Annotated in this window: 10 protein-coding genes, 1 other RNA gene and 7 pseudogenes; 6 read left to right on the top strand and 12 right to left on the bottom strand. The window is 49.3% G+C overall.

All coding sequences use genetic code 11. The annotated features are described in order from the left end of the window. Window positions 1-5 precede the first annotated feature (5 nt). Complete coding sequence (locus tag BG74_RS17475) at window positions 6-161, top strand: YbaY family lipoprotein (RefSeq protein ID WP_244267391.1); 156 nt, start codon at window positions 6-8, stop codon at window positions 159-161. A gap of 34 nt (window positions 162-195) precedes the next feature. Here the strand turns inward: BG74_RS17475 and BG74_RS17470 are convergent, their stop codons facing one another. After that, the gene (locus tag BG74_RS17470; protein WP_244267390.1) at window positions 196-345 is read right to left on the bottom strand and encodes a hypothetical protein; all 150 of its coding nucleotides are present in this window, start codon (window positions 343-345) and stop codon (window positions 196-198) included. 567 nt (window positions 346-912) lie between these two features. Here BG74_RS17470 and ffs point away from each other — a divergent pair. Further along, window positions 913-1,009, top strand: an RNA gene (ffs, locus tag BG74_RS06430) — signal recognition particle sRNA small type. A 487-nt stretch (window positions 1,010-1,496) separates the two neighbouring features. Here the strand turns inward: ffs and BG74_RS06425 are convergent. From BG74_RS06425 to BG74_RS11195, 10 genes and pseudogenes are all read right to left on the bottom strand, one after another. Continuing rightward, complete coding sequence (locus BG74_RS06425) at window positions 1,497-1,700, bottom strand: HHA domain-containing protein (RefSeq protein WP_011410544.1); 204 nt, start codon at window positions 1,698-1,700, stop codon at window positions 1,497-1,499. Between the two features lie 18 nt (window positions 1,701-1,718). Beyond that, window positions 1,719-2,106: pseudogene (gene tomB / locus BG74_RS06420) on the bottom strand (Hha toxicity modulator TomB). 588 nt (window positions 2,107-2,694) lie between these two features. Continuing rightward, a pseudogene (locus tag BG74_RS13715) lies at window positions 2,695-2,772 on the bottom strand (ribosomal protein bL36); the annotation flags it as partial. A 60-nt stretch (window positions 2,773-2,832) separates the two neighbouring features. Beyond that, window positions 2,833-3,024 (bottom strand): annotated as a pseudogene (locus BG74_RS11215) (50S ribosomal protein L31). 53 nt (window positions 3,025-3,077) lie between these two features. After that, window positions 3,078-3,544, bottom strand: a pseudogene (locus BG74_RS20750) (efflux RND transporter permease subunit). 71 nt (window positions 3,545-3,615) lie between these two features. Further along, the gene (locus BG74_RS20745) at window positions 3,616-3,729 is read right to left on the bottom strand and encodes an efflux RND transporter permease subunit (protein ID WP_439895692.1); all 114 of its coding nucleotides are present in this window, start codon (window positions 3,727-3,729) and stop codon (window positions 3,616-3,618) included. A 729-nt stretch (window positions 3,730-4,458) separates the two neighbouring features. Next, window positions 4,459-4,650, bottom strand: coding sequence for a hypothetical protein (locus BG74_RS20740; protein WP_244267389.1), 192 nt, complete (start codon window positions 4,648-4,650; stop codon window positions 4,459-4,461). A gap of 24 nt (window positions 4,651-4,674) precedes the next feature. Beyond that, a pseudogene (locus tag BG74_RS20735) lies at window positions 4,675-5,679 on the bottom strand (efflux RND transporter permease subunit). A 39-nt stretch (window positions 5,680-5,718) separates the two neighbouring features. After that, complete coding sequence (locus tag BG74_RS20730; protein ID WP_244267388.1) at window positions 5,719-5,868, bottom strand: hypothetical protein; 150 nt, start codon at window positions 5,866-5,868, stop codon at window positions 5,719-5,721. Between the two features lie 376 nt (window positions 5,869-6,244). Then, window positions 6,245-7,431, bottom strand: a pseudogene (locus tag BG74_RS11195) (efflux RND transporter periplasmic adaptor subunit). A gap of 209 nt (window positions 7,432-7,640) precedes the next feature. Here BG74_RS11195 and BG74_RS17445 point away from each other — a divergent pair. Both BG74_RS17445 and BG74_RS20725 read left to right on the top strand, forming a co-directional pair. Next, complete coding sequence (locus BG74_RS17445) at window positions 7,641-7,853, top strand: TetR family transcriptional regulator (protein WP_244267387.1); 213 nt, start codon at window positions 7,641-7,643, stop codon at window positions 7,851-7,853. A gap of 127 nt (window positions 7,854-7,980) precedes the next feature. Beyond that, window positions 7,981-8,049: pseudogene (locus BG74_RS20725) on the top strand (DNA-binding transcriptional repressor AcrR); the annotation flags it as partial. Window positions 8,050-8,074: 25 nt separating this feature from the next. Here the strand turns inward: BG74_RS20725 and BG74_RS20720 are convergent. After that, the gene (locus BG74_RS20720) at window positions 8,075-8,329 is read right to left on the bottom strand and encodes a DUF2496 domain-containing protein (protein WP_439895693.1); all 255 of its coding nucleotides are present in this window, start codon (window positions 8,327-8,329) and stop codon (window positions 8,075-8,077) included. A gap of 982 nt (window positions 8,330-9,311) precedes the next feature. On the opposite strand from BG74_RS20720, the gene apt reads away from it, so the two are divergent. Further along, window positions 9,312-9,863 (top strand): adenine phosphoribosyltransferase, encoded by a 552-nt coding sequence (apt, locus tag BG74_RS06395; protein ID WP_066597368.1) that lies wholly within the window; start codon window positions 9,312-9,314, stop codon window positions 9,861-9,863. Between the two features lie 74 nt (window positions 9,864-9,937). After that, on the top strand, window positions 9,938-11,105 hold a 1,168-nt coding region (dnaX, locus tag BG74_RS06390), incomplete at its 3' end, for a DNA polymerase III subunit gamma/tau (protein ID WP_187202732.1).

The following is an 11,105-nucleotide window of genomic DNA, read 5'->3' as shown; positions in this document are numbered from 1 at the left end:
GTACGGTGTATATTCGAAAGCGCATCACGCTGGCGCCGAACACGGCGCTGACGCTATCCAATATCACTATTTATGACACTTCATCCAAAGTCATCGCGCAGCGCGTGGCGCATACGGACGGCAAGCAGGCCGGCCCCGTTCAGCTTTTTGTTGACGTTTAATCCCTCGGATATTCAGTCCAACACCCGCATTCTGTTAAAGCGCTGCCATTATCGTCGATGGCAGAGTGGTAATGATCACCGAGCAGTAAAAACGGCGGCTACCCAAGACGGAACGTGTCACGTTGATCTTGGTACCGGTTGAGTCGGTCGCTTTGCCGACGCAGGTGACCCTTTCGGAAAGCATCCCATCGCCCACATCTTTCTAACGTCTATCCGACAGCACTCATACCGCGACCACATGTTCTGGCTACCGTAAATCCCAATGGCCGCTTCCGGCAACGAGCGGACTCCTAAGGTGGCCCGTGTTCACCGTGGTCGTGGTGATTATAGCCTTTTAACAGCGCCTACGCTTATAGGTCCAGACGCCAATGAAGATCGCACTGTAACGATACCTAATCCCACGGCGGCTGTATAAGACATGCTAGGCTATCCAGCACCATGAAGGACAATCACAGTGCTTGTCAGCGCAACGCATACAGTTTTATAGAGGATGGTGGCCACAATCTGATTATATGCTCTGACGAAAATTATCGTGAGTGGGATCGGGCATATTTTAATTCTGCAGTTAAATTTAGCGTGGGAATTATCCTGTCACATTTAGAGTGGCGACCGCAAAACCCGGCGGTGGCGAAGAGTTACGTGTAATATATTGGATAAGAAAATGTCGCTTAAACCGCCCTGGCTTGCAATTACCCCAACCTTAATTGATAATGCCCTGCCTTCTTTTGAAACGAGCTGTCAATGGAGGCCCTGTGGGTGCTCTCGCAACACTACCTTGTGAACTCGGTCAGGTCTGGAAGGAAGCAGCCGTAGCAGGCGACGTGTGTGCCGAGATGTCTCTGGCGGGGTCTCCACCCAATTCAGCCCGTATTCGTCTTGCCCTTTCTTAGACCTGCCTACCCGTTGGGCCAAGACTATCCCTTTTTTTACAGGGAAATAAGCAGTGTTTTTTTCCGCAATTGTTCTTTATTGACGCCTTGAAATAGTATCTGCCGGTCAGCTCCCCCGTCCGACATCTGTAAAATACAATTGTACGAAATAATACCAAGACCACCCCGTAAAGATGAGGGAAATTAGACGCAATAAGCGCTCGACATCACCGCTTCGGACCTATGCTTAGAGAATACGAATAATGTTATTAAACAGTATGATAACGCACTGGCCATTTACATCCGCATCGCGCGCCAGACGATAGGAGGTTAACCTGACGTCAATGGTGCGAAAAAGAACGGTTATCAGCAGAGGCAAGCAATAGATTATTTAATTGCCACCGGGGAAAAAAGTATCAATAGTAATATTTATTAACACATAACATTATGTTTGTAATAATCAGTTTTAACGTACATACTTCCATACAGAAACTGGAACTTTGTCGTACAACTTGTTCATCGTCAGTTCCGCCAGGCGATGATCGGCGGCAGAATTGAATATCTCCAGTTCGTCATCAGACAGTTCATATTTGTTTTTTTCAATCACACGCTCGAGGGTTTCCAGCGTTCGGCACTTCCTCAAGCGCATTAGATAGTCAATCTTTTTCATTTTTACCTTTTTATACAGTCAGTTGAACAGGTTTGTTCCTACTTTCTCAGGTTGTATAGACTCTGTCTCCGAGAATGTTCTGAATAAACGCCTGCGGCTGAGATACCAGCGCTGGATATCGTAATTATTGATACCATAGCTACTGAATAGGGTAAAATTATCGTATGAAAAAGTTTCAACCCGATTGGTAAGATCACTTTCATTATGGTATGTAAGTTTGAAGATAAAAATATTCGTCGCTATGTGCTCAATTAATTCGTCAATCTGTAAATTGACGGCGGAACCTGGGTCATTTACCCAGCTATGATAACTGTCGCCCAGACTAGCAATGCCTTCATCGTAGATGATTTTCACATAGGTATTTCAGTTGCACAATATTGCAGCGTTTGGGTGAATACTCATCCATATTAGCCCTCCTAACACATAGAAATTGCAGTAATATTAAAACCCCGGCTGGGGACAAAGATTGATACCCACTGCTTAATTTCGCCCATTCCAGATTAAAGATAGGATATTTTGGACAGTTTGGCATCCCTTGCTTACATTAACTTACAGTCCTTAAATCAAAGTCAGTCGTGACAATGAGACTCAGGCAAACCGCGCTGGGATGGGAGTCTCAGCGTTCTCTCGTTGCCGGCGTGCTAGTGCGGAATGAAATAGCACATCTGAATTACTTTATCAGTACTGATGCATGATGGACGCTCCAAATTTAGCAGACATGTCTGCTAAATAAAAGAGTGTTTTCTTCTTATTCACCAAATTATAATATTTGTTTATAAATGTGCATAAATCTTCCGCATTTCTCCTACTGTTATCAGACATATGCTGTTTCATGTCCTAACGATACAAATAAAAAGCACCGAAGGTATTCGTATTCCATCGGCGCAGCTATACTGACTTTCTATCCCAGTCCCGGCACATACTATCATGCCCATAATTGTCAGCGGTGTGTTTTGCGTCCCTGTACTGCCTTTAAAGTAGGGTTGGATTTTCATATGACATACACGAGCCCGCGTCGGCGAACAATTTGACAGTCAGGATGACACGTTTTAGAGCTCTTGAGGGACTTAATACTGCATCTACTAGCTTCTCCTGAGGGTTATCCCTGTTAACCGAGGAGACAGCCAATACGTTAATTAAAGCGTGCGGTACTCCCGTCTTTGGCTACCGTTCGCTGCTTCCCGGTGTAATGAGGATGCGACGCGCTGGAAACGTCCAGGGTGACATACAGGTAGGTGTCGCCCCCAGGTATTCCACTGAGCGTGTCGTGGCGATGATAGAACTAACCTTAAAAGTAGACGTTGGCCGTGGTGTCGTGAAAAATTACCTGACGATACGGGGAATATTGGGCTTCATCATACTTCTCCTATCATTATGTTATAATGTAATTATTATGGCATCAGGGAAGACATAATACAATCGCCGGGCAGGGTGGTACCGCCTACCCCGCAAGACATGAAAATGAGCCGCAAAAGCGGCATTAGTTTTAGGGGATGACGATGTTGCGCTTATGGCCGCGACAGAGAGGTTTCCACGGGATGTCCATGCTCCAGATCGTCCTGTAAGACCCTTTTTACCGAAGCGGCGACGTACTACCAAAAAGAACACTGGTACGAAGAAAATCGCCAACAGGGTAGCGGTGACCATCCCGCATATGACGCCGGTTCTGAACGCATTTTGCGAGCCTGAGCCTGAGCCGGCGCAGGTGCTGATCGCCAATGACAATACGCTGAGAAGGCCGGGGAGGTTATCAGAATAGGTCGTAAACGTATACGTACCGCTTCCAAAGTAGCTTCTATCAGCCCATTACCTTTTTTCTCCATCAGGTCCCTGGAGAATTCCACGATCAGTATGGCGTTTTTGTCCAACAGTACGATGGTGGTCAGAAGACTAACCTAGAAATAATCGTTATTGTTCAAGCCGCATAGCGCCACCACCAGCAGGGCGCCGATAACCCCAACGGCACCACTAGCATGACCGAGAAGGGAATAGACCAGCTCTCATACAGCGCTGCCAAACATAAAAACACCACGATAAGCGATATTGTATAAAACGCTGGGGCCTGGTTTTCGGACAACCGTTCCTAGTAGGACATGCCGGTCCGGTCGTAGCCGATTCCCGCCGTAGTTTGTCCGCCAACTGTTCCATCAATACCATGGCTTCCAATACTATGGCTTCACCGGTACTCTTACCGGGTGCGCCCGCCCCTTGGATCTCCATCGACTACAGCCCGTTATAACACTCCAGACGGGGTGAACCGTATTGCCAGCATGAAGTAGTGACCGCTGATAAGGGCACTACTTGTTTATCTGAACTGCGCACATACTAGTCGCTAATATCCTGCGGCAGCATAAGGTATAGGTCGCTTTGCCCTGTACATAGACTTTTTTCATGCGGCCGCAGTCAATGAAGTTATTAACATAGCAGCCGCCTAGTGTTGCACCGATGGTGATGTTGATATCGGACAGAGAGATCCAAGCGCTTCGACTTTCTCTTGGTCGATATCCAGCTTGTACTCGGGGTATCTTCCAGACCGTTTAGCCGGACGCCCCGCAACACATTCAGGATTCTGCTCCACTATACCCAACAGCTGATTGCGCGCGGCGGTAAGGTTGTTTATGCCCCAGATTGTTCGCATCGATAAATTCAAAGTCGAAACCGGCTGAGGGTCCCCAAGTTTGACGATCACGAGTACTTTGTTTTCTGCCCAGGAACGCTCACCCTGATCCTTCAAGCTGATGAATACGATACCGGAGCTCTAATCACGCCTGGCGAAACCAAAGCCGTTGACCATGAACACAGACACCGACACCGACCTGACATTATCCAGCAACTTTCTGGGTACGCGCATAGGGTGGGCGACTACCGGCAGCAGAGTCATCGCCAGGAAGACGCCTTGATCCTTATCCGGTAGGAACGAGGTAGGCAGGCGAATAAATAGTAACGCCAATACCCACTACAATCATCAGATAAATCAAAAAATAGCGTCCGATGCTGTCGGTGTAGTGGTGAGTGATTTCAAACTTTTTATTAAACCAGACGAAAAAACCGGTGCTTTTGCCATGATCGCCTTTTTTGATAGGCTTGAGCAATGGTACGGCATATCCGGGTTCAGAATCAGCGCCATTATAACTGACAAAATCATCGCCGACACGATGGTGATTAGAGATCTGACGGTAAAAGCGCTGGTCGAGCCGCCGAAAAACTCTATCGGAAAGAACACGCCGGACAGTACCATAGCAATCCCCACCAGGGCGACCTGGATCTGGCCCATTGATTTCCACGTGGCTTCAATTGGCCTGAATCCCTCCTTAGCCATCACGCGTTCGAAGTTTTCCACAACTACGATGGCGTAATCTACCAGCAGCCCGATGGTGAGCATGCAAGAGAACATCGTCAGTGTGTTAATGGTATAACCAAACGCCACTAGGATGGCGAATGTTCACAGCAGGACTACTGGCGCCACAATGGTCGGGATAAGCGTCGCGTGGAAATTCTGCAAGAACAGATAAATCACTAGGAACACCAGGATGGTAGCTTTCATCAGCGTTTTCACCAGTTCGGTGATGAAGATCTTCACAAACGATGTGGTGTCGTAAGGGTAAACCACTTTCATCCCGGCGGGAAAGTTAGGCTGAAGCCGCACCAGCTCGGCTTTTACCGTGTTGGCGGTATCCAGCGCGTTGGCGCCTGTGGTGAGCTTAACCCCCAGGCCTGTGGCAGACTGGCTGTTGATATGGGAGATAATATCGTAACCTTCCCTGCCCAGCGCGATAGTGGCCATATTTTTCAGATGCACCTGCGATCCCGTCGGGATTGACTTTCAACTGAATTTTGCTGAACTCCTCTAGGCGGTTTTCATTCGGGTCTGCACGATAATCAGGGTGTTAAGCTGTTGCCCCTTCACCGGCGCCGAACCGCCCGGCTGGCCTGCGGCGATTTGGTTGTTCTGGACCTCCAGCGCGCTGATGACATCCACTAGTGTTAGCTGAAAATTATTTAGCTTATTGGGATCGAGCTAGATACGCATCACACATTGGGCGCCGAACAACTTCTGCACTTCGTCCACGCTGTTGGTCTGCCTTATGGGATCCTTGATGGAGGAACGGACATAATCCGCGGTATCTTCCTGGGTCATGTTTTTATCATTGCTGATAAAAACCGGCAACCATTAAAGAAGCTAAAGCTGGATTTCTGCACTTGGACGTGGGCGATATCCAGATCGGCATCCGACTCAAAGGTAGGATGATGATCGCGGTACCTGACGAGTCTCTGTCGGACGCCATGTACATCAGATGGTAGATGCCGTTCATCTGCTCGATTATCTGCGTCACGCTCTATCCTGCAGCGTTGAGGCGTAGGCGTCCACGGCCGGTTAGGCTGCGATGATACGGATCGTCGGCGGCGTGATAGCCGGATACTGTCCGATGGGCAGCTTGAGTACCGACAGAGCCCGCCCCTGCCAGTATGATGATAATGGTAATTACCTATGTGAAGATAGGACGATCGATAACGTACTTAGACATAAGGGTTAACCGTACCTGTTAAGACTTTCTGGCGGTGTCAAGATGCGGTTGTTCCGATTGTATTTTCTGGTTGGTTACCCCTTTCTGGGTAACCTGCATGCCGGTTTCACCTTTCATACGCCGGCGACGATGACTCTGTCACCTTCTTGTAATCCAGAGGTGACTAACCATTTATCGTCGACGGTCTGCGACGCCCTAATTTGGCGGATCGCAACTTTATTGTCGCTCATAACCACCATAGTGATCGCCTCGCAACAGGGCGTATGGGCGACGCATTGTTGAGGCACGGAGTAAAGCGCTTTCATCTATATACCCTGGTCCAATTTGGCGCGTACAAACATACCCGGTAATAACGAATACTGCGGATTCGGGAAAAAATAGAGCGCAGTGTAATAGTCGGCGGTTTAACCCATTATGACATCGAAGAATTCCAACGTACCCGTTGTGCATACTCTCGCCGCCGTTTTCCATCAGCAGGCGCACCATCACTTTACCGTCATGCTGTTTCAGCATGACGGTTTCCAGCTCTTGACGCAGACGCATGAAATTATTACTCGACTAGGTAAAATCGACATATATCGGGTTCAACTGCTGAACGGTCGCCATCGCGGTTGTTTACGCGCTGGTGACTAAGGCGCCTTCGGCAAAGAAGGACTTACCGATGCGGCCGCTTATCGGGGAGGTGACACGGGTGTAGGCTAGATTGATGCGGGCAGTTTCCAGCGCCGCCTGCGCACGGGCGCATCTTTTTTCGCCAGCGTTTCCACCACCTGATTATAGTCCTGGCAGCTGACATAGCTAGTTGAGAACAGTTTCTCATAGCGGTTTACCATCACCCGCGCGATGCTGGTATTCTCCTGAGCCTGCTCTAGATCGCCCTTGGTGCTGTTATAGGCGGCCTGATAAGTAGTTGGATCAATATGATATAAATAGAAGACTGCCTTGACATCGCTTCCTTCGACGAAATTACGTTTCAGAATAGTGCCATCTACCTGTGGTCAGACTTCTGATACCCGGAAAGCGGCAGTACAGCCAGGTAAGTCAGTGTTGACATTAAGAGTTTTTTTAGCGTCACAATGCCCACTGCTGGAGGCTGCTAATGATTACCTGTCTGCGCAGCTTCTTTTATTACAGCCTGCGATAATAAACCTGACGGAAAGCATCAGAACAACTGCCAGAGGCAATAGCCCTCTGTCTTTATTCATAGATAAATCCTAAGATCCCGGATACTATGTTACATATATTCTTGAATGTATGTAAATCCAATATTCTTGAATGTATGTAAATCCAAAGATCACTCTAAAATGGCACTGTAGCAAGAAAACCCAAACGACAGGCTAGGGGAAACCCACAAGCATATATTGAACGCCACAATCAAGACCTTCTCTGAGAGAGGTATCCGTTACTTCGCTCAATGATATCGCGGCGCTGTCTAGGGTGCCGCGGCGCGATTTATTGGCACTTCAAAAATAAGGCCGAGTTATTTAAAGAAATAATTCATACAGCTGACAGTAAGGTTCGAGATTTTGAAACAGAGTATCAGATAAAATATCCAGACAATATACTGTATATGTTAAACGAGACAATGAATTACATTCTTTATGCTACTGTATCTAATCACCAGTAGTGTGAGCTTTATAGAAATGGTATTTTCTACATGTGAGTTTGTGGGTGAAATGGCACTGTATCAAGAAGTGCGTTCGCAGCTTTTCGACGAATTTTACGGCCGGTTTTAGGTCACGCTCGGGCGCTACATCGAACAACGGCAACTACCCGCAACCCTGCACTGCCACCGTGCGGCGATCATGTTGCGCACTTCTATGTCTGGCCTCATGGAAAACTGGCTGTTCATTCCTGGGAGTTTTGATCTGCAGATAGAGTCGTGCATCCTAAGTTTTCTCGCTGATCGACATGTTGCGCATGATCTCGATGTTGTGCTGCGAGCAAAACGATGAATCCCAAACCGTCTGACAGTATACTCAGGCAGAGACAGTAGTAGTTCGCTTTGCGTAAATAATCATTATTGACAATCTCTAGAGCCGCCAGCGCTAGCTTCAGTGCCAGTTCGTTCCTCTCAAGCAGTATAATCAAATCGATTGCCAGTTTGATTTCCGGGATTCATCTTTGAGGGTCACCTCGCTCTCATGCTTAACTCAGGCTGTAAACTCAAGTACAGAGGATATTATTTACACTATAAAAGATAATAAAATAACCAAGTTGTGCTACCGGGCGGATTATTTTTTATTCACCCCACCTGCACCGCTCTATTTGGTACTCAAGACGGGTCAGCGCCTACCAGCAACGCTGTAAGCGGCCTTCAAGCTCGGTGATTTTCTGCTGAAGCTGCCGCCGTACGCGGGCAAGATCGTCCGCGGCGGCGAACAGGCTATCGAGATCGCGGATCATCGCCAGCTACCGCTCATAATTCTGATGCTCGGCCAGGCGGGCGTAAATATCTTCCGGCGTGGCGGCGGGAGACCGGGGGACCGGGGGACCGGGGGACCGGGGGACCTAACCCGGGTACTCCCTGGCGCAGATTTTGCGTAGCGAGTTCACTGGGAAAGCGCCAACATTTGATCGGTTAGCCGCTGGGCCAGCTAGGCTACACGCTTGGTACGGCCCTTTTTCACCGCGCTGGTAAAATGCGCAAGCGTTGCGCGACTCTCGGATAAATAAAATCGCCAAGGCGATTGGCCGCAGGTGCTAAATAGCAGATGTATCGAAACGGTATTTTTTAACAACAGTGTGTCTCTGGGCTTCGATGCGCACGGCTAAATCGTTAAGACTAGCACCAAGAATGGTAATTAGTTGAGATGCGTGCACGTCAATTTACCTATAATGAATGATATCAGAGTCGACTTTTATGATAATATCCGTCGTTTTCTGCGGTGCGCAGCATTAATGCGCAGGGGAAGAAGCCGGCGCGGCTTGCGCCACGTCAATATTTATCTTCTCTACTTTGGCCGGAAAGTTGCATCTTCGTGGCAGTTTACATAGATTTATGCGCTTTTGTGCGCGGTAAGTTTTATTTACTATGATAAGATCCGCGCTAATGATGAATAAAGGCTTTCCAAGCATACCCATTATGACTGCTACGGAACAACAATTAGCATTAATCAAGCAAAGTATTAAGTCGGTACCGGACTATCCGAAACCCGGTATATTATTTCGCGATGTCACTAGTCTGCTCGAAGATCCGCATGCCTATGCCGCCAGCATCGCGTTGCTGGCCGATCGTTATCGCGATGAAGGGCTGACCAAAATCGCCGGCACCGAAGCACGCGGATTTTTGTTCGGAGCGCCGGTCGCACTAGCGTTGGGGCTAGGGTTCGTTCCGGTGCGCAAGCCCGGCAAACTGCCGCGTGAAACTATCAGCGAAAGCTACGTGTTGGAATACGGTACCGACAGTCTCGAAATCCATAAAGCCGCCATCGTCCCCGGCGATAAAGTGCTGGTGGTGGACGATCTGCTCGCCACCGGCGGGACAATCGGCGCCACGGTGAAACTTATCCGGCGGCTCGGCGGCGATGTGCAGGATGCGGCTTTCATAATCAATCTGGCAGACCTCGGCGGTGAAACTCTTCTCAACAGTATCGGTGTAACGAGTTACAGCCTAGTGTTCTTCCATGATCACTGATGACAACAGCCTCGCTCTGTAGTGTGAGGCTGTGTTAGCATGGGCCTCTGTTCCTTCGATATGAATCGCGACTCATGAGCTATCAAGTGCTTGCCCGTAAGTGGCGTCCGCAAAAATTTTCCAATATAGTAGGTCAGGAGCATGTCCTGAAGGCGCTGACGAACGGCCTATCACTGGGTAGGATCCATCATGCATATTTATTATCAGGCACCCGCGGCGTGGGTAAAACCACCATCGCCCGTCTTCTGGCGAAAGGGCTGAATTGCGAAACAGGTATCACTGCCACTCCCTGTGGTCAGTGCGATAATTGCCACGAAATCGAGCAGGGCTGCTTCGTCGATCTGATTGAAATTGATGCCGCTTCGCGGACCAAAGTAGAAGATACCCGCGAGATGTTGGATAACATACAGTACGCGCCAGTGCGCGGTCGCTTTAAGGTGTATCTCATCGATGAAGTACATATGCTGTCCCGCCATAGCTTCAACGCTCTACTAAAAACTCTGGAAGAGCCGCCGGCACACGTCAAATTTTTACTGGCCACCACCGATCCGCAGAAACTGCCGGCGACCATTCTTTCTCGCTGTTTGCAATTCCATTTAAAGGCGCTCGACGTCGAGCAAATCCGCGGCCAGCTGTCGACGGTGTTACAGCAGGAACATATCGCCGCTGAGCCACGCGCGCTGCAGCTACTGGCTCGAGCTGCCTACGGCAGTATGCGTGACGCCTTGAGCCTGACTGATCAGTCTATTGCCATGGGGCACGGGGAAATTAGCGCTGAGGTAGTAAACCTGATGCTCGGCACGTTGAACACCGAGCAGCCGCTAGCACTTATCGAAGCGCTGGCCGATGCCGACGGCGGCGCGATGGTGGCGCAGCTTGCGCAATGCGCCACTCACGGTATGGATTGGGAAACTCTGCTCCTTGAGATGCTCTCTTTGCTACACCGTCTCGCGATGGGGCAGCTATTGCCTGACCAATTGAACGATGAGGAAGACCCTGCCATTGTGCCGCGTTTGCGGGAATTGGCCCGTCGCCTTCCCCCGGATGATTTGCAGCTGTATTACCAAACTCTGCTTATAGGGCGCAAAGAGCTGCCTTTTGCACCGGACCCCCGGATGGGGGTTGAAATGACCCTACTACGCGCGCTGGCGTTTCATCCTGCCGCGGTGGAAGCGGCAGTGATACCTGCCAACGCGGAAAAAAAAACTGCTGAATTTAACTCCGACGCCGGCCAGGACGGCC

This window comes from Sodalis-like endosymbiont of Proechinophthirus fluctus, from assembly GCF_001602625.1.
In the GTDB taxonomy this organism is placed as follows: Bacteria; Pseudomonadota; Gammaproteobacteria; order Enterobacterales; family Enterobacteriaceae.
Note: the sequence above shows the minus strand (reverse complement) of the source record. Positions and strands in the feature narration are given on the sequence as shown.

Bases quoted from the DNA above. Each gene is read 5' to 3' on its own strand.
- BG74_RS17470 (WP_244267390.1), bottom strand. From the start codon at position 345: ATGCTTTCCGAAAGGGTCACCTGCGTCGGCAAAGCGACCGACTCAACC.
- BG74_RS06425 (WP_011410544.1), bottom strand. From the start codon at position 1,700: ATGAAAAAGATTGACTATCTAATGCGCTTGAGGAAGTGCCGAACGCTG.
- BG74_RS17445 (WP_244267387.1), top strand. From the start codon at position 7,641: ATGATATCGCGGCGCTGTCTAGGGTGCCGCGGCGCGATTTATTGGCAC.
- apt (WP_066597368.1), top strand. From the start codon at position 9,312: ATGACTGCTACGGAACAACAATTAGCATTAATCAAGCAAAGTATTAAG.